This window comes from Vibrio sp. THAF64 (assembly GCF_009363455.1).
Taxonomy (GTDB): domain Bacteria; phylum Pseudomonadota; class Gammaproteobacteria; order Enterobacterales; family Vibrionaceae; genus Vibrio; species Vibrio coralliilyticus.
On record NZ_CP045355.1, the window covers coordinates 2,852,059 to 2,871,796 of the forward strand.

Consider the following 19,738-nt stretch of genomic DNA (forward strand, 5'->3'; position numbering starts at 1 on the left):
TACTACTCCGAATTAAGCGCTGTGTTGTTTGATTAGTTCGATAAAGTGGTCAAATAGCGGCGCTGCGTCGTGCGGACCAGGGCTCGCTTCAGGGTGACCTTGGAAGCTGAATGCTGGCTTGTCTGTACGGTGAATTCCTTGTAGAGAGCCATCAAATAGTGATACGTGCGTTGCTCGCAGATTCTCAGGCAATGTTGCTTCATCTGCAGCAAAACCGTGGTTCTGAGAAGTAATCATCACAACATTACGATCTAGGTCTTTAACTGGGTGGTTAGCACCGTGGTGACCAAATTTCATCTTAACGGTTTGCGCACCAGACGCTAACGCAAGGATTTGGTGACCTAAACAGATACCAAAGATTGGCAAACCTTTATCCAAGAACACTTTGGTCGCTTCGATAGCGTAAGTACATGGTTCAGGGTCACCAGGGCCGTTTGACAAGAACACGCCGTCAGGGTTAAGCGCCAAAACTTCTTCTGCACTGGTTTCAGCAGGAACTACTGTTAAGCGGCAGCCTCGGTCAACAAGCATACGCAGAATGTTTCGTTTTGCACCGAAGTCATAGGCAACAACATGATATGGCAATTCGCTGTCGTCTTGCGCCTCAGGAAGTCCACCCTCGAGCGTCCACGAACCTTGTTTCCATTGATACGCTTCTTTTGTTGTAACTTCTTTCGCAAGGTCCATACCTTTTAGGCCAGGGAATTCTTTCGCTTTAGCTAGCGCTAGAGCCTCGTCTAAGTTGTTACCCGCAACGATACAACCGTTCTGTGCACCTTTTTCACGCAGAATGCGAGTTAGCTTGCGCGTATCAATATCAGCGATGCCAACGATGTTTTGCGATTTGAGGTAATCAGAAAGGGATTGTTCGTTACGGAAGTTAGAAGCGATTAGAGGGAGATCGCGAATCACAAGGCCTTGTGCATGAATGGAAGAGGATTCTTCGTCTTCGGAATTGGTTCCGGTATTGCCTATGTGAGGATAAGTAAGTGTGACGATTTGCTGGGAATAGGAAGGATCAGTGAGGATTTCTTGGTACCCCGTCATCGAGGTATTAAAAACAACTTCACCAACGGACGCCCCATCTGCTCCAATGGAAACTCCGCGGAACACTGTCCCATCTTCTAGGACTAACAGTGCTGATTTACTCAAGACAACCTCCAGAATAAAAATGCAAAAATAATAAATTAAACTGCAAACTTGCCTTCCTTCACGCAATAAAAAAGCGCTTTCAGGTTATTTAGACAAATTGGCGGTATTCTAATGAGGTGATAAAGAAGTGTCAACAGAGACGCGAAAATAAATTTAACATTTAGAGCAGTTAAAACCAAAAATGTTTTTAGATGGCTAAAATATACAGTTTAGTCCCACTAACAAGGAGATAAGGTGAACAATTTATGAAATGGGGTATTTTCAACATATCTTAGATCACAGTTTTTATTATCATTTTCGCGCAAACGTTGAACAACACGCAGTTGCCACTACTTTTAAGCAACTAAACAAAAATCCACACGGAAACAACCAAAATAAGCAATAAACTCAAGTGCAGATATCGTACTTCAACTAGTTTATTGGATTACCAATTTGAGCCCGATACAAAAAGCGCCGGGCAAGCCCAGCGCATAATTATCTATTTTTAGTTTCTAGCTTCACTTTAATACTAAGAAGCCGGACAAATCCCTTCAAACTAAAGCTCGTTTAGACCCAGCACATCTGTCATAGTGTAAAAGCCCGCCGGCTTCTCATTAAGCCAAACCGCTGCCTTAATTGCACCATTAGCAAAAGTCATACGATCTGTGGCTTTATGGGTCACTTCTACACGTTCGCCAATATCAGCAAACATTGCAGTATGCTCACCAATGATGTCACCGGCGCGGATGGTCGCGAAGCCAATTTCATCTTTAGTACGCTCACCTGTGATGCCTTCACGCGCGTAGACCGCCACATCACTTAGCTTATTGCCCATAGCATCGGCAATTGCTTCTCCCATACCAATTGCAGTGCCTGATGGGGCATCTACTTTATGACGATGGTGTGCTTCAACAATTTCAATATCGCAGTAATCGCCCATCACCTTGGCAGCTTTTTCGAGAAGCTTAAAGACTAGGTTTACACCCACAGAGTAGTTCGGGGCCATAACCACAGGCACATGCTGAGCAAACGCATCAATTTGTTCACGTTCTTGCTCGGTAAAGCCTGTCGTACCAATAATAATGCCCTTTGCGTGCTGCTTGCAGAGCTCTAGGTTGGCAAGCGTGCTTGAGGGTGCAGTAAAGTCTACGATCACATCAAAGTTCTCGATGTCTTTTGCTAGATCATCAGTAAGTACGATGTCAAACTTCCCTTCACCACACAGTTCACCAATATCCACACCGACTAAAGATGACTCTGGTCTCTCGGAGCCTGCACCTACCTGAGCCTGCTGGTTCAAATAAGTGGCTTTAACTAAGTTTCGGCCCATACGGCCCGCAGCTCCTGCAATTGCAATACGTACCATTGCATCTCTCCATTATTATCATTACTTGTGCTTAGTGGATTAAAACTACCAACATTAAGCACTGCTGGCTAGGGTCGGATGATCTTTCATGACTAAATTTTTCTCAAAAAGATCAACCCTCAGCTCTCTCTATGAAAACTCGTTCATCACGCGACGTAAAATAGGCATGTTAGCTTCTGGGAATGCATAGTCAGCAAGCTCAGGTACTGGGACCCAAACCCCTTGTTGCCCTTCTTTACCATAAGGGGCGTTTTCAAATCGGGTCACACTGATGAAATCAAACTTGAGTGATTTTTCTGGGTAGTCATACTCAAGGTGCTCAAACAAACTCTGCTCTGTCACCTGAATTCCGACTTCTTCATCCAGCTCACGAACAATCGCTTGCTCTATGGTTTCGCCCGACTCCACTTTGCCACCAGGAAACTCCCAAAAGCCTCCTTTATGCTTGTCGTCTGGCCTCTTGGTAATGAACACTTCCGATTGGTCGGAATTAAAAATGATGGCGGCAACAATATGAATACGTTTCATAGTAATTTTCCTTAAAAAAAGAGCCGCCTAAGCGACTCTTTACTTTTCATTGACGATTTCAAATTAGCTATTAATTTGACCGTGACACTGTTTGTATTTCTTACCGCTACCACAAGGGCATGGCTCGTTTCGGCCAACTTTGCGTTCTTCACGAACCATTGGCTGATGTGCACTTTCATTGCTCTCTTCATCAGAAAGTTGATTCTCAGCTGATGCATGTTGAGCTTGAGCACGACGAGCCGCTTCTTCCGCTTGGGCACGGCGCTGCGCTTCCATACGTTCAACTTCTTCTTGCTGTTGAACTCGTACTTTCGACAGAATAGTAATGACATCTGACTTAAGCGCATCTAGAAGACCTTCAAACAGCTCAAACGACTCGCGCTTGTACTCTTGTTTCGGGTTCTTCTGCGCGTAGCCACGTAGGTGGATGCCTTGGCGCAAATGATCCATCGCCGCCAAGTGCTCTTTCCACAGCGTATCCAGCGTTTGTAGCATGACGGATTTTTCAAAGTTACGCAGAACCTGCTCACCCACCACTGCTTCTTTCTCTTTGTAAACAGCAACAGACGTATCAAGGATCTTCTCACGCAGCGCTTCTTCGTATAACTTATCGTCTTCTTCAAGCCACTGTTTAACTGGCGCATCCAAATCAAAATCGTTTTTCAGCCGCTCTTGAAGGCCTTCTACATCCCACATATCTTCCAGAGATTGTGGCGGAATGTACTCATCAATCACAGCGCTGATTACATCAGCACGGTTTTGCTCAATCATTTCGCTGATATCTTCTACACTCATCAGCTCATCGCGAAGCTCATACACGACTTTACGTTGATCGTTCGCTACATCATCGTATTCAAGCAGTTGTTTACGGATATCGAAGTTACGGCCTTCCACCTTACGTTGTGCTTTTTCGATGGAGCGAGATAGCATCTTAGATTCAATCGCTTCCCCTTCTTCCATACCACTCTGGATAAGGCTAGCCATGCGATCAGACGTAAAGATGCGCAATAGTGAATCTTCCATTGATAGATAGAAACGCGAAGAACCTGCATCACCCTGACGACCAGAACGGCCTCGTAGCTGGTTATCAATACGGCGAGATTCGTGACGTTCGGTACCTATGATGTGCAGACCACCGGCCTCAAGAACTTTGTCGTGTACTTCTTTCCAATCTGCTTTAATAGCTTCGATCTGCTCTTGCGTTGGATTCTGCATTGAATCCACTTTCGCCTGCCAGCTTCCGCCTAGCACAATATCAGTACCACGACCTGCCATGTTCGTAGCGATTGTCACCGCACCCGGTGTACCCGCTTCAGCAACAATTTCCGCTTCACGTTCGTGGAATTTCGCGTTCAAGACGTTGTGTTTGATCTTCGCTTTTTTCAGTGCGTTGGATAGCAATTCAGACTTTTCGATCGAGACCGTACCCACTAGAGAAGGTTGACCTCTGGCTACACGCTCTTTGATATCTTCAATGATCGCATTGAATTTATCTGCTTCAGTACGATAAACCACATCTGGCATATCGTTACGAATCATTGGTTTGTTGGTTGGGATAACAACCGTTTCAAGACCATAAATAGATTGGAATTCAAACGCTTCCGTATCCGCAGTACCCGTCATACCTGATAGTTTTTCGTATAAACGGAAGAAATTCTGGAAGGTAATAGATGCGAGCGTTTGGTTTTCGTTCTGAATCTTCACGCCTTCTTTAGCTTCAACAGCTTGGTGAAGACCTTCTGACCAACGACGACCAGGCATAGTACGCCCAGTATGTTCGTCAACGATCACCACTTCGCCATCTTCATTGACGATATAGTCAACGTTCTTTTCAAACAGAACATGCGCACGTAGAGCTGCATTTACGTGATGTAAGAGGCTAATGTTTGCCGGAGAGTATAGCGTATCCCCTTCTTCCATTAGACCATTCTTGATCATCAGCTCTTCAACAAATTCTTGACCAGTCTCTGTCAGATGGACCTGCTTCGACTTCTCATCAACCGTGTAATGACCATCACCACGATACTCTTCTGAGTCTTCCTGATCTTGTTTCTGAAGATGTGGAATAAGGGTATTGATACGCGTGTATAGTTCGGAACTGTCTTCTGCTGGACCTGAGATAATCAAAGGTGTACGTGCTTCATCGATAAGAATCGAGTCAACTTCATCCACTACCGCAAAGAAGCGAGAACGCTGTACACGATCCTCAGCACGGAAGGCCATGTTGTCGCGAAGGTAATCAAAACCAAACTCATTGTTGGTTCCGTATAGAATATCCGCTAGGTAAGCTTGTTTCTTTTCTGGTGGCGGCATATTTGGCACGTTTACGCCAACTGTCATGCCAAGAAATTCGAAAAGAGGACGGTTTGTCTCAGCGTCACGCTTTGCTAGGTAGTCGTTCACGGTAACAACATGTACGCCCTTTCCTGCTAGAGCATTAAGGTAAGCGGGCAGCGTCGCTGTCAGAGTCTTACCTTCACCAGTACGCATTTCAGCAATCTGACCTGCGTTGAGCACCATACCACCAATAAGCTGGACATCGAAGTGACGCATACCATAAACACGCTTTGATGCTTCACGTACTGTCGCAAACGCTTCTGGTAACAGTTTATCTAAGGTTTCACCCTGTTCAAGACGCTGGCGGAACTCAACCGTTTTGGCTTTCAATTCTTCATCAGAAAGCGCTTCGAAGGTTGGCTCATAATTATTAATTTCTTTTACAATTTTTCTAAGGCGACGTAACGTGCGGTCGTTGCGACTGCCAATTACCTTTGTCAGTAGCTTAGTTATCATTTGCTATGCATCTCTCTTTACTTAGATCGGGCCCGATCTACATTCTATGCCTTCAGTCTCTAACAGTTTTGAACTAAGAATACTGAGATAAATCACTTTACTCAGATATTGCGATGAGAACTATAGATTTCAAGGCTTAAGTGGCGGTTAGTTTAAGGAATTTTACCTCTAACGACCAATAACAAGGTGATTTGTTTGAAGCATTCTTTATTTTTGTTCGTTATATGATGGATGTTTATCCGCTGAGAATAAAAATATACCCGCCAAACCGAGTATATTTGTCGACTGGACCTAAAAACTCACTTTGATCGGCAAGATCTTTTGAAGCGCTCTGGGCAGATCTTTGCCACGCGGCAAACGCCGAAAACAAAAAAACCAGGCTTTAGCCTGGCTTTTCAAATTTTATGCTTTTTACGCTACAACCATACTTGGTTCTGCGAAAGCGACCGGTGAAACCGCTTCTTCTTCAAACGTAACCCACTCCCACGCTTCTTGATCTGCTAGAACAGAACGCAACAATTGGTTGTTTAAACCATGGCCAGATTTAAACGCACGGAACTCACCAATTATTGGGTGCCCACACATGTAAAGGTCACCAATAGCATCCAATACTTTATGAGTCACAAATTCGTTTTCGAATCTCAAACCTTCTTCATTAAGAATACGGTATTCATCCAACACGATAGCGTTATCAAAACTACCGCCTAACACCAAATTCTGCGATTGTAGATATTCGATATCACGCATAAAGCCAAAGGTACGAGCTCGGGATATTTCCTTCACAAAGCCTTGCGAAGAGAAGTCAAACAATAAATGCTGCTCATCAGAATCAATCGCTGGGTGATTGAATTCGATTTCAAAGTCCATACGGAAGCCGTTGAATGGAACAAACTCCGCCCACTTATCGTCGTCTTCAAAACGTACAGGCTTTTTGATACGAATAAATCGCTTCGGCGCGTTTTGCTCTTCAATTCCTGCTTGTTGCAGAAGGAACACAAAAGGGCTAGCACTACCATCCATGATTGGAATTTCAGGGGCGTCTACTTCAACAATAATGTTGTCCACACCCATACCAGCAAGTGCGGCATTTAAGTGTTCAACCGTTGAAATACGCACACCTTCGTCGTTAACCAATGCGGTACAAAGCATAGTGTCACGAACGGATTCAGGATCTGCTGGAAAGTCGACAGGTGGATTTACATCCGTACGGCGGTAAATAATACCTGTGTTTGCAGCCGCTGGGCGAAGAGTAAGTGTAACTTTACGACCAGAGTGGAGACCCACACCAGTTGTTTTCACCATTTCTTTCAGAGTACGTTGTCTGATCATCTGCTTGCCTCAGTACTAATTGCTACAAAACACGGTCAATAAGCAATATTGACCGCGAATCGTACCATAATTTTGAACAGTGTCAAATTATGATTTAATTTTAGTCAGCCTGACGACGTAAGAATGCTGGAATATCCAGATACCCAGTGTCCTTATCAGCTTTCGGTGCAGCACTTTGTTGACCAGCACCGGAGCTCGAAGGAGCAGAACTTGTCGGCTGAGGAGTCACCTGAGGTTTCTCTTGCAAACTTGGTGCCGGTTTTTCTTCCACTTTATTGACAGCTGGCTGCTGAGTAGGTGCTGCTGGCTGAGTTTGTGGCTGAGCAACAGAGGCAACTTTCGTTTTTCCACCAGCCACCAATGTGATGTCAGGTTTCTTCTCTGTACCAATACCAGTAGCAACAACAGTGACACGAATTTCATCTGCCATATCAGGGTCTAACGAAGTACCAATAACAACTGTAGCATTATCTGAAGCAAATGCTTTCACTGTGTTGCCGACTGTTTCAAACTCATCCAGACGCATATCAAGACCAGCTGTAATGTTAACCAGAACACCACGAGCACCAGCGAGATCGATATCTTCTAGAAGTGGGCTTGAGATAGCCATCTCAGCTGCTTCTTCAGCACGGTCTTCGCCTTTGGCAACGCCGCTACCCATCATTGCATGACCCATTTCCGACATCACGGTACGAACATCCGCAAAGTCGACGTTAATCATGCCAGGACGAGTAATAAGCTCTGCAATACCTTGTACTGCATTCTTAAGTACGTCATTCGCGCTAGCAAAAGCTTCAAGTAGAGTGATACCACGACCCAGTACTTTCAGTAGCTTCTCGTTAGGAATCGTAATTAATGAGTCTACATGTTTAGACAGCTCTTCAATTCCTTGCTCAGCAAAAGCCAAACGCTTTTTGCCTTCAAAGCTAAATGGCTTAGTGACAACAGCGACAGTAAGAATGCCCAGCTCTTTTGCGACTTCTGCAATAACTGGAGCAGCTCCTGTACCTGTACCGCCACCCATGCCAGCTGCGATAAATACCATATCGGCACCATCGAGCTCTTCTTTAATTCTATCTCGATCTTCGAGAGCAGCGTCACGCCCAACCTGAGGGTTAGCGCCTGCACCCAGACCTTTGGTCATGTCACCACCAATCTGGATTACGCTATTAACGCTTGTTTTACGAAGCGCTTGCGCATCAGTGTTGATGCTAATGAACTCCACGCCTTCGATGGATTCACGTACCATGTGTTCAACGGCATTACCACCACCGCCACCAACCCCAACGACTTTAATTACTGCGTCGTCAGACATTTCCATCATCGGTTCAAACATGTGTTATCTCCGTTTATCCTGCTGCTCAGGTTAAAATTCTTTTTGTATCCAGTTACGCAAGCGTCCAAATAATGTCGTTACAGATTGGCGTTTCGGCTCATTGTATTCTGCATCGTCATTGATTTGGCTGTCTCTTGCATAATGAAGTAAACCCACCGCCGTCGAGTGATACGGCTCTTTTACATAATCTGTTAGCCCACTAACCTCAAGAGGCTTGCCGACTCGCACTTGATTGCGGAATACGCGTTCCGCACACTCTACCAATCCTTCAATCTGTGCAGCACCACCAGTCAGTACCACACCAGCTGCAAGGTGATGTTTAATCCCTTCTTCACGCAACTTTCCCTGAACGGTATCGATAGTTTGGTTAACCAGTCCCATCAACTCAGTATAACGAGGTTCAATCACCTCAGACAAAGTTTGTCTTTGTAAACTGCGCGATGGTCGACCTCCCACACTAGGAACGTTAACCGTGTCATCCTTGCTGACCAGCTCACTGAGAGCACAGCCATATTTAACTTTTATTTCTTCAGCATCACTTACTGGCGTACCAAAAGCAAAGGCAATATCGCTTGTTACAGCATTGCCTGCATAGGAAAAGACTTCCGTATGCCTCAGTGCACCACCAGTCCAAATCGATACATCCATAGTGCCAGCACCGATATCAACAACGCAAACACCCAGTTCACGTTCATCTTCAGTGATCACAGCATTACTCGCCGCTAAACCAGAATAAACCAGATGCTCAACCTTCAAACCGCAACGTTCAACAGCTTTGATGATGTTTCTTGCCATATCATTGTGGCAAGAGATCAAGTGAACGCTAACTTCCATTCTTACTCCTGATAAACCTAGCGGATTTTTAATCCCTTCTTGGTAATCAATCGTAAATTCTTGTGGAATTACATGCAGAATGCGCTGTTCGTCACCTATTTTGATAGATTTAGCAGTATGAATCGCACGGTCCATATCTTCTTGAGAAACTTCTTCGTCAGAAATAGTTCCCATGCCTTTTTCTATACGGCTAGCAATATGTCTACCAGAGATAGAAATAAATACATTACTGATTTGACACTCTGCCATCAGTTCGGCTTGGTCAACGGCTCGTTGGACCGATTTCACTACCGACTCAAGGTCGTTCACACCACCTTTGTCCATGCCACGAGAAGGACTACTTCCAGCGCCAATAATATTTATCTGACCATCAGGCAATACTTCTCCAACCAGAGCCGATACGGTTGCAGTGCCTATATCAAGACCAACAATAATGTTGTCATCAGCGGTCTTAGTCATCTGTACTCTCTTGTTCTAACTCTTGCTCAGGGAACCAACCAACTGAGGCTCCCGTATCATACCTGAGGTCAATATAGCTGACTCTTTGCGAGTCACTACCTAAGTTTTTGTATAAAGAGAGGAATCTTTCCACCCTCTCTTCTAAAGATTCTTTGCCCAGCTCAAGTCGGATACCGTTATCAAGAATGATTTGCCAAGCTCGGCGATCATTCAGCAGCAGCGAGGAAATCTTCAGATTCAGCGCCGCAAACTCCGGGCTAATTTTTCGCCAAACCGCCAGAACTTCCTGACTTGTTTCTGCAGGGCCATAGAGCTTTACGCGCTCTTCTGCCAACTTGCCAATATCACCGTTAAACACTTGTCCCTGACTATTAAGCAGCTCGTTTCCATTCCAGATAGCAACAGCTTTATATTCAGTCAGGAATACTTTCACGGTATCGGGCCATTGCTTGCGAATTGAAGCATGAGAAACCCAAGGGATCGCTTCGACTGTATCTTGGAGCACCTTTACATCCTGAGACATAAAGGTCCCAACATGCTGCAATGTAGCAAAGGCACGTTGCACATCCAGAGCTGAAACGTACTTCAACTCTCCTTCAAGGACGATTTTAGAAAGCGGTAAACGCTGATCATCCCACATCCAAGACAAAGTAGAGTGAAGGATTGAGCCTATTAACAGCAAAACCACCAGCAAAAATACACCACCCAAGGTATGCTTTTTAACTAGTGGTGAATCAGTAAAACGACGGCTTTCATTTAATGCGCTTTCAATCAAGTCCGTTGTCCCTGCTAGTCGCTCGCAACTCTAATCCCTATCTCATTTTTCGTAAAAAAGGCAAAAGCAATTACTTTAACCTTCGGATTATACTGGCGTCATTGAAAGTATCAAACACTGAAATTGAGAAATCGCACTTTAATTGCATTAATTCGTTCAAATAATCGAAATCTCACGTTTTCAGTCACGCCTTATGCATCTTATCGACATTTAACTCAAAAGCCGCCAATTGTTTTGCTACTTTGCCAATATCACCAGCACCTTGAGTTAGAACTAAGTCACCATCTTGCAAAACATTCGCTAAAACAGAGGGTAAGGTCGTGCTATCTGAAACAAAAATAGGATCAATTTTGCCTCGACTACGAATGGTTCGGCATAGTGCCCGTCCATCAGCACCAGCTATTGGCTTTTCACCCGCGGAGTAGACATCGAGCATTAACAACACATCCACTTGCTCTAGTACATTGGCAAAATCATCGTATAAATCACGAGTTCGGCTGTAGCGGTGTGGCTGAAAGATCATAACGAGTCGTTTGTCTTGCCATCCGTTGCGAGCAGCATGAATGGTCACATCCACTTCGGTAGGATGATGACCGTAGTCATCGACCAACATGGCACTGCCATTACCGGTATCAAACTCGCCTAGGTGCTCAAAACGACGTCCTGTGCCTTGCGTGCCTGCCATCGCACGTAAGATAGACTCATCGTCAATATCGTCTTCTGTCGCTACCGCAATGGCTGCAGCTGCATTCAGCGCGTTGTGTCGGCCAGGAATATTCAAGGTGATATCGAGATTCGCACGCCCCTGACGTACCACAGTAAATTTGCCTTGCTGCCCCTCTTGGCAATAATTTTCAATTCGCACATCAGCATCTTCAGCAAAGCCATAAGTAATCACTTGGCGGCTGATACGAGGAATGAGCTCACGAACCACCGGGTCGTCAATACACACAATCGCCTGTCCATAGAACGGCAAGTTATGCAGAAAATCGATAAAGGTTTGCTTCAGCGTTTCAAAGTCACCACCATAGGTATCCATATGATCCGCTTCAATGTTGGTCACAATGCTGACCATAGGCTGCAAGTGAAGGAAAGAAGCATCACTTTCATCTGCTTCAGCAATCAGAATACGGCTAGAGCCTAAGCGAGCATTAGTTCCTGCGCTTTTAACTAGACCACCATTGACAAACGTTGGGTCAAGCTCCGCTTCTGAGTATATCTGTGTCACAAGGGCCGTAGTAGTGGTTTTGCCATGTGTTCCCGCTACAGCAATCCCATGCCTGAAACGCATCAGCTCCGCCAACATTTCTGCTCGGCGGACAACAGGAACTCGCGCCGCTCTTGCCGCTTTAATCTCAGGGTTTTCTTCATTGATGGCCGTCGAGACAACCACAACACTGGCTTGATGTACATTGCTTTCGGCATGGCCAATAAAGATGGTCGCGCCTTTTTTAGCTAACCGATCTGTGACAGGGTTTTCAGCTAAGTCAGAACCGGTAATTTGGTAACCTTCATTAAGTAGGACCTCGGCAATCCCACTCATTCCTGCGCCACCGATACCGATGAAATGGATACATTTAACACGGCGCATTTCTGGCACCATGGCGCGAATTTGCGCTAAGTCTTGAGTATGTTGAATTGTCATGAATCTATCTCGTTAATTCGTTAGCGCTATGATGGCATCAGCCACTTTAGTATCTGCGTCTAATTTTGCTGCTGCTCTTGCTTTGTTCGCCATTTCGAGCAGCTTAGTTCGATCTAATTGCTGAATCTGATCCACCAACTTATCGACGGTCAAGTCTGGCTGCTCGATCATTTTCGCTGCTCCGCACTCCACTAAATGATCAGCGTTCAACGCTTGCTGCCTGTCTTTGTGCATAAAGGGAATAAATACCGCACCGATACCTGCCGCAGACACTTCAGAGACGGTTAAAGCACCGGAACGACAAACGATGAGATCTGCCCAAGCGTAAGCCTCTGCGACATTATCGATAAACTCTGTTGTGTCAGCCTTATCTACACCAGCCGTTTGATATGCCGCTGACACGTCAATCTGATTGTTTTTGCCTGCCTGATGGCGCACTTGATAACCTTCACCAAGTTTCGACATTGCTTCTGGCATAGTGCGGTTGAGAATTTGCGCGCCTTGACTCCCCCCCATCACTAGGATGCGGATTGTATCTTTGCGCTCGGTCATTCTTAGTTCTGGTTCAGGCAAAGCGACGACATCTTCACGAACAGGGTTTCCGACCACCTCTGCGTTGGGAAAAGCACCGGGAAACGCTTGAAAAACCTTCGATGCGATACGGGATAGCCACTGGTTGGTTAATCCTGCCACCGCATTTTGCTCATGCAGAACAACTGGAACCCCCAGCATCTTAGCCGCGATACCGCCAGGGCCGCTGACGTACCCGCCCATACCGAGTACGGCATCAGGTTGCCATTGCTGCATATGTTTCTTTGCTTGCAGTATAGCATTCGCAATTTGAAACGGTGCTTTGATAAGGCGACTCAGCCCTTGACCACGTAATCCTTTGACTTTAATAAAGTCAATCTCGATACCATGCTTAGGCACCAGTTCCGCTTCCATACGATCAGCAGTGCCTAGCCAACGGATTTCCCATCCTTGTTGCTGAAGCTTCTTGGCAACCGCCAAACCCGGAAATACGTGACCACCGGTACCTCCGGCCATCACCATTAATCTCTTATTCTTTTTCATCTTCATCTTTCTGTTGCAGCTCGCTATGCGATGCGATCAATCGACATTCATGATCGATCCGGAGCAATATCGCAACGGCAGTCGACATTATAATCAGACTCGAACCACCGTAGCTAATCAAAGGTAACGTTAGGCCTTTCGTCGGCACCATACCAGCCGCCGCGCCTACGTTGACCAAGGTCTGAAAAGCAAACCAAATACCAATGCCGAATGCGAGGTACCCGCCGAACAATAAGTCATGATCAAACGCTTTTCGTCCGATCAAAATCGCTTTGACCACCAGACTAAATATCAGTATTAACACCAATACCACGCCGACAAAACCAAGCTCTTCAGCTAATACGGCAAAAACGAAGTCTGTATGTGCTTCCGGCAAGTATTCTAATTTTTGAATAGAGTTACCTAGCCCCTGACCAAACCACTCTCCGCGACCAAAAGCCATCAGTGACTGAGTCAACTGGTAGCCGCTACCAAACGGGTCTTCCCAAGGATCAAGAAATGACGTCACACGGCGCATTCGGTAAGGTTCGACCAAGATAAGGCCTACAACTGAGGCAATCCCGACCACCATCAATGCCAAGAATTGAGTGAGCTTGGCCCCAGCAATAAACAACATACCGAACAAGGTCACCAACATAACGATGACAGTACCTAGATCGGGTTGAAGCAGTAGCAAACTTGCTAAGGTTCCAAATACAATAATGGGTTTAATAAAACCGCCAAAGAAGCTAGAGCGCACTTCTTCATGCTTACGTACTAAATAGCCCGACATGAAAATGAATAGTGACAGTTTTGCGACTTCAGCAGGCTGAAGGTTAAACAGACCGAGAGGTATCCAGCGCGAAGCACCGTTCACCGATTTACCCGCAACAAGTACCACGACAAGCAGGAAAAACGACAACCCAAGCAATAAAGTGCTGTACTGCGACCATTTCTTCAGTGGCACCTGGAGGATCACACTTGCCGTCGATAACGCTAACACTAAAAATATCGCGTGGCGGAACATAAAGTGGAAAGGTTGATCAGTTAAGCGCGAACTGATTGGAAACGAAGCGGATGTCACCATGACTAAGCCCGTCAACATCAATCCTAAAGAGATCCACACCAGTTGACGGTCGAATAAAGCCTCTGGTGACGAAGTGGTCATCCAGTGTTTAGTATTCGCTAGCAAGTGTCGTATCTGCATTCCCGTTGGCTTATCTACGCATAATGTTTGGCTAGAGCAGTGAAAGCATCGCCGCGCGCCATAAAGTTCTTAAATTGGTCAAAGCTGGCACAAGCTGGAGATAACATAATCATATCACCGGCTTCCACTCTTGGGCTGGCCCATTTCACTATATCTTCCATAGTCTCGAAACGTTTTGCATTGCGATGCAAAGGAAGAAACTTGTCACCATCAGCGCCAAAGCAGCATAGCTGGACATCCAATTGGTCCAAAGCAGGCTGTAACTCTGAAAAATCAGCGCCTTTACCATCTCCGCCAACCAACAAGTAGAGTTTACCGGAGAGTGATAAGCCTGACAGCGCAGCTAAAGTGCTCGCGACATTGGTAGCTTTCGAATCATTGACCCATTTAACGCCGTTATTATCCGCAACGACCTGACATCGATGTGTCAGACCGTTGTAAGACTTAAGTGCATCTATTCCAAGAGAAATATCAACACCTGCTTGTTCGAGTAGGGCAAGTACGACCAGCGCGTTAGCAACATTGTGTCTTCCTACTAGGCTTAGCTCGTCAGACGCCAGTATTTTTGCATCTTGGTGACACAAATACTCTCTTCCTTCCACTACTTTGACATGGAACTCGCAACTTTTTTCAAGGCTAAATTCGACTAGAGGGGCATCTTTCTTATCTGGGTAGGTCGCAGGATCATCTGCATTGACAATGCACGTCTGTGCTTGCTCAAAAATGCGAAGCTTTGCCTGACGGTATCCTTCCATATCGTCATAACGATCCATATGATCTTCCGATAAATTCAGGAATGCCGCGGCTTTTAGAGAAAGGCTAGAAGTAGTTTCTAGTTGGAAGCTGGAGAGTTCGAGCACATATAACTCAGCATCTTGATCCAACAGTTCCAGCGCAGGCACTCCGATATTGCCGCCAATCGCTGTCTTCACGCCAGCAGCATTGGCGACGACACCCGTCAAGTCCGTAACCGTGCTTTTCCCATTCGAACCAGTAATGGCCACAACTGGCTTATCCACCTGCCAAGCAAACAGCTCGATGTCTCCAACCACTTGTACACCTGCGTTGAGCGCCTGTTGAATTTCAGTAGTAGCAAGCGCGATACCTGGGTTTGCCACCACTAAATCCGCATTTAGCAACCAGTCGCTGTTCCAGCCGCCAGCATGTAACTCAACACTTTGAGGTAGAGCTTCGCTTCCCGGTGGATTTTCACGGGTATCGATGACGCGAATGGTGAGGTTGTAAGGCAATTTTGCTAAGTATTTAACGACTGAGAGCCCGGTAATACCGAGCCCTACAACGACAACACTCTCTATGTTCTGCCAACGATCCATAGTCAAATTCCGTTTTCCTTAACGTACTTTCAGTGTTGCTAAACCAACTAAAACCAGAACAATGGAAATGATCCAAAAACGCACAATCACACGAGGCTCAGGCCAACCTTTTAGCTCGTAGTGGTGATGAATAGGCGCCATACGGAAAATACGTTGACCACGTAGCTTGTAGGAACCAACCTGAAGAATCACCGACAGGGTTTCCATCACAAATACACCGCCCATGATCACCAACACAAACTCTTGACGAACAAGAACTGCAATGGTGCCCAGTGCGCCGCCTAATGCAAGTGAACCAACATCGCCCATAAAGACTTGGGCTGGATAGGTGTTAAACCATAAGAATCCTAAACCCGCACCGACTATTGCCGTACAGACGACCACCAGCTCGGAAGCATGAGGAACATAAGGAATGTGCAGGTAGTTGGCGAAGTTAACATTACCGGTTGCCCAAGCAATCGCTGCGAAGCCTGCCGCCACCAAGACTGTTGGCATAATGGCCAAGCCATCAAGACCATCGGTCAAGTTAACCGCATTACTGGTACCGACAATAACAAAGTAAGTCAATACGATGTACATCAGGCCAAGCTGAGGCATGATGTCTTTAAAGAAAGGCACAACCAGTTGAGTCGCCGAGGTGTCTTTACCATGTGCATACAAAGCAAAAGCCACAACCAGAGCGATCGCCGATTGCCAGAAGTACTTCCAGCGCGCGATCAGGCCATCGGTATTTTTGCGCACGACTTTCCGATAATCATCAACAAAGCCCACAGCACCATAGCCAATCAGGACAGCCAGCACCGCCCAAACGTAAGGATTGGAAAGATCGGTCCAAAGTAAAACGGTCGTCACAATTGCAGTCAGGATCATGATCCCCCCCATTGTCGGGGTACCACGTTTACTAAAGTGTGACTCTGGACCTTCGTTACGTACGACCTGACCAATTTGCAACATCTGCAAACGGCGGATCATGCGCGGTCCCATCCACAAAGATATGCCTAATGCGGTCAAAACACTTACGATGGCACGAAACGATAGGTACTCGAACAAACGGAAGAATGAAAAGTATGGCTGTAGAAGCTCTGCAAGCCAAATGATCATGTATACATCTCCTTCAAAGCAGCGGCGATCTTGCTCATTCCTGCACTGTTCGCCCCTTTTACAAGTAATGTATGAGGGCCAGTTTGCTGGCTGAGCTGCTGCTCAATAAACTCAATCATATGGTCATGAGTATCAAAGTGCATTCCCTGACAAACGTCGCTGATCGCTTTGGTATCAGCGCCAAAGGTAAGCACATGTTCAAATTTAAATGGGGCAGCATGTTCACCGACTTGGCGATGAAGTGCAAGACTTTCTTCCCCCAACTCAGCCATATTGCCTAAAACAAGCCAGCGCACTCCATCAAAACTATTCAGCAGATCTGCAGCCGCTTTCATAGCAGGGACACTGGCATTATAACTGTCATCAATCAGTCTAATGCTATCGGTTAGATCGACAGTTTCAACTCGACCTTTCACTTTTGATAAGTTGGCAAGGCCAGAGGCGATCATTTCTGTTGTTGCACCCAATTCCAGTGACAACGCCGTCGCTGCCAATGCATTCGATACATTATGTTGACCAATAATGCCAAGTTTGACATCGAAAGACGTCTCTGGTGTCTGAATGGTAAAAGAAGCTTCACCATTCACGTTCATTGTTACATTACGCGCTTTATATTCCGCACTGTTATCAGATAGTGAAAATGTCTTCACCGTTTTGTCAGACAGTACTTCTCGCCAGTGTTCTCCACCATTGCTATCTAGGTTTACAATCGCGACAGAACCAGGTTTAAGCCCCTGATAAATTTCACCTTTAGCACGTTTTACTCCATCCATTGAGCCGAAGCCTTCCAAGTGCGCTGCTGCAACGTTATTAACCATTGCGACATCCGGGTTAACCAGTTGTGTCGTATAAGCGATTTCTCCAACATGGTTGGCTCCGAGCTCAATGACTGCAAAGTCATCTTCCGGTTGGGAACGTAACAAAGTCAGTGGAACACCGATATCATTGTTAAAGTTGCCAGCGGTATACAGCACTTGGCCTTTCTGAGTCATAATACTAGCGACCATCTCTTTGACTGTGGTTTTGCCACAGCTCCCCGTAATCGCAACGGTTGGAGTTTGACACACTTGATGAACAAACTGGCCCAACTTACCCAGTGCGACTTTGGTATCTTCGACCAGTAGCTGAGGCACCTGAACGTCAACCGCTTTGCTGACCAACAAAGCGCTCGCTCCAGCCGAGGCAGCCTGTCCTGCAAAGTCATGGGCATCAAATCGCTCACCCACCAATGCAACAAACAGAGACCCCGACTCAATCGTTCTCGTATCCGTTGAGACAGATTCAATAGCGGTATCATCACCGATGAGTTGGGCATCAAGTACATCAACAAGCTGAGACAGCATCAGAGTAATCATAATGTTAGCTCCAGAAGTCGTTGGGCTGATTCTCGATCAGAGTAATGAACCGTTTCATTAGCCAGCACTTGGTAGTCTTCATGGCCTTTACCGGCGATCAAAATAATATCATCGCCACTACTGTGCTTTAGTGCATGTACCAAAGCGTTATAGCGGTCATGTTCAACAATGGCATTTTCAGGTGAAGCCATACCCGCCAACATATCTTTTACTATCGCAGACGGCGACTCGCTACGAGGGTTATCATCGGTCAGGATCACCACGTCAGCTAACTTTTCGCCGATAGAAGCCATCATCGGGCGCTTACCTGTATCTCTGTCCCCACCACAACCAAATATGGCCCAAAGTCGTCCATTACAATGCACTTTCAGAGCTAATAGCGCTTTTTCCAATGCATCTGGTGTATGAGCATAATCCACCACGACCTTGGCTTTGCCTTGTGCATGAAACAGCTCCATACGTCCCAAGACTGGTTTAAGTTGGCTGGCACTTTCAACCAATATTTGCTTATCGATACCCAGTGACAACAAGGTAGCAAAAGCCACCATCACATTACTAGCGTTGAACTCTCCGATCAAAGGAACGGTAAAACGACCCTCACCATACTGACCAGAAAAACTCAGAGTAATACCCGCTTCAGAATATTGAACTTGTGTAGCGAAGACCCCTTTGCCCGTTTGAATCGGAGACAAAGAAACAGGAATACAGTTATCAAGCAGTTCGACCCACGATGCACCGACCGTATCATCAATATTGATCACCGCTTTAGCGCAATCATGCACGGTAAACAGTGATAGTTTCGCTCGGGCGTATTCTTCCATCGTGCCGTGATAATCAAGATGATCACGACTCAAGTTTGAGAACACTCCTACCGAAAAGCTGAGAGCCTTAACTCTATTTTGCACAAGGCCATGAGAAGAAATTTCCATCGCCGTGTATTGCGCGCCTTGGTCTTCCAATTCAGACAAGGTTTGCTGAATTTCAAGCGCATTACCTGTGGTGTTCAATGCAGGCGTCAACGACTCAAGAAAACCATTGCCTGTTGTTCCTAATACAGCTGCGCGCTGGCCGGACAGTTCCAGCCACTGAGCAATCAATTGTGTGATGGTGGTTTTACCATTGGTTCCAGTCACTGCGATCAACTGGTTATAACTGAGTGGTTGCAAACGACTCGCTAGTTGAGATAGCTTCTGGCTCAAATCCGCAATATAAACCACAGGAACGCTGCCTAACTGCTCTACTTTGCCATGCACGTTTTGTTCACCTGCTTCAGCGATAATTGCGTTCGCACCTTGCTGGATTGCTGCATGAATAAACTGTCGACCATCTACCGTATGACCTTTAATCGCAACAAACGTCGAGCCCGTCTTTATTTTACGGCTATCGAGCTCTAGCCTTTGAATAGCAACATCATTGCAAACTTGGTGTGAAAGAGATACCCAAGGTGCAAGCAGATGAGTCAGTGTGAGTTCTTTGGACATTTAACGTCTCA

At 46.0% G+C, this 19,738-nt stretch carries 15 protein-coding genes; all 15 read right to left on the bottom strand.

What is annotated here, in order from left to right:
* Positions 1-12: 12 nt before the first annotated feature.
* A complete protein-coding gene (carA, locus tag FIU99_RS13285; protein ID WP_006957987.1) occupies positions 13-1,152 on the bottom strand; it encodes a glutamine-hydrolyzing carbamoyl-phosphate synthase small subunit in 1,140 nt (379 codons plus the stop codon).
* A 535-nt stretch (positions 1,153-1,687) separates the two neighbouring features.
* Positions 1,688-2,497 carry a 4-hydroxy-tetrahydrodipicolinate reductase gene (gene dapB, locus FIU99_RS13290; protein WP_006957988.1) on the bottom strand — a complete coding sequence of 270 codons (810 nt, stop codon included), beginning with the start codon at positions 2,495-2,497 and terminating at the stop codon, positions 1,688-1,690.
* A gap of 129 nt (positions 2,498-2,626) precedes the next feature.
* Positions 2,627-3,025, bottom strand: coding sequence for an 8-oxo-dGTP diphosphatase MutT (gene mutT, locus FIU99_RS13295; protein ID WP_006957989.1), 399 nt, complete (start codon positions 3,023-3,025; stop codon positions 2,627-2,629).
* 63 nt (positions 3,026-3,088) lie between these two features.
* Positions 3,089-5,818: a preprotein translocase subunit SecA gene (secA, locus tag FIU99_RS13300; RefSeq protein WP_006957990.1), complete on the bottom strand. Its 2,730-nt coding sequence runs from the start codon at positions 5,816-5,818 to the stop codon at positions 3,089-3,091.
* Positions 5,819-6,229: 411 nt separating this feature from the next.
* Positions 6,230-7,147 (bottom strand): UDP-3-O-acyl-N-acetylglucosamine deacetylase, encoded by a 918-nt coding sequence (gene lpxC / locus FIU99_RS13305; protein WP_006957991.1) that lies wholly within the window; start codon positions 7,145-7,147, stop codon positions 6,230-6,232.
* Between the two features lie 100 nt (positions 7,148-7,247).
* Positions 7,248-8,483 (bottom strand): cell division protein FtsZ, encoded by a 1,236-nt coding sequence (gene ftsZ, locus FIU99_RS13310; RefSeq protein WP_006957992.1) that lies wholly within the window; start codon positions 8,481-8,483, stop codon positions 7,248-7,250.
* Between the two features lie 30 nt (positions 8,484-8,513).
* Positions 8,514-9,776, bottom strand: coding sequence for a cell division protein FtsA (gene ftsA / locus FIU99_RS13315; protein WP_006957993.1), 1,263 nt, complete (start codon positions 9,774-9,776; stop codon positions 8,514-8,516).
* Positions 9,769-10,551 carry a cell division protein FtsQ/DivIB gene (locus tag FIU99_RS13320; RefSeq protein WP_006957994.1) on the bottom strand — a complete coding sequence of 261 codons (783 nt, stop codon included), beginning with the start codon at positions 10,549-10,551 and terminating at the stop codon, positions 9,769-9,771. Before FIU99_RS13320 ends, ftsA begins: the two co-directional genes overlap by 8 nt.
* Before the next feature lie 184 nt (positions 10,552-10,735).
* Positions 10,736-12,196, bottom strand: coding sequence for a UDP-N-acetylmuramate--L-alanine ligase (gene murC, locus FIU99_RS13325; protein WP_006957995.1), 1,461 nt, complete (start codon positions 12,194-12,196; stop codon positions 10,736-10,738).
* A 12-nt stretch (positions 12,197-12,208) separates the two neighbouring features.
* Positions 12,209-13,270 (bottom strand): undecaprenyldiphospho-muramoylpentapeptide beta-N-acetylglucosaminyltransferase, encoded by a 1,062-nt coding sequence (gene murG / locus FIU99_RS13330; protein WP_039951261.1) that lies wholly within the window; start codon positions 13,268-13,270, stop codon positions 12,209-12,211.
* The gene (gene ftsW / locus FIU99_RS13335) at positions 13,257-14,456 is read right to left on the bottom strand and encodes a cell division protein FtsW (RefSeq protein WP_029235986.1); all 1,200 of its coding nucleotides are present in this window, start codon (positions 14,454-14,456) and stop codon (positions 13,257-13,259) included. Before ftsW ends, murG begins: the two co-directional genes overlap by 14 nt.
* Positions 14,457-14,470: 14 nt before the next feature.
* Positions 14,471-15,790, bottom strand: a complete 1,320-nt coding sequence (gene murD / locus FIU99_RS13340; RefSeq protein WP_039951262.1) for a UDP-N-acetylmuramoyl-L-alanine--D-glutamate ligase — start codon at positions 15,788-15,790, stop codon at positions 14,471-14,473.
* An 18-nt stretch (positions 15,791-15,808) separates the two neighbouring features.
* Positions 15,809-16,891 (bottom strand): phospho-N-acetylmuramoyl-pentapeptide-transferase, encoded by a 1,083-nt coding sequence (gene mraY / locus FIU99_RS13345; RefSeq protein ID WP_006958000.1) that lies wholly within the window; start codon positions 16,889-16,891, stop codon positions 15,809-15,811.
* A complete protein-coding gene (murF, locus tag FIU99_RS13350) occupies positions 16,888-18,246 on the bottom strand; it encodes a UDP-N-acetylmuramoyl-tripeptide--D-alanyl-D-alanine ligase (protein ID WP_006958002.1) in 1,359 nt (452 codons plus the stop codon). Before murF ends, mraY begins: the two co-directional genes overlap by 4 nt.
* Complete coding sequence (gene murE / locus FIU99_RS13355; protein ID WP_152472311.1) at positions 18,243-19,727, bottom strand: UDP-N-acetylmuramoyl-L-alanyl-D-glutamate--2,6-diaminopimelate ligase; 1,485 nt, start codon at positions 19,725-19,727, stop codon at positions 18,243-18,245. The genes murF and murE overlap by 4 nt, the downstream gene beginning before the upstream one ends.
* Positions 19,728-19,738: the final 11 nt, after the last annotated feature.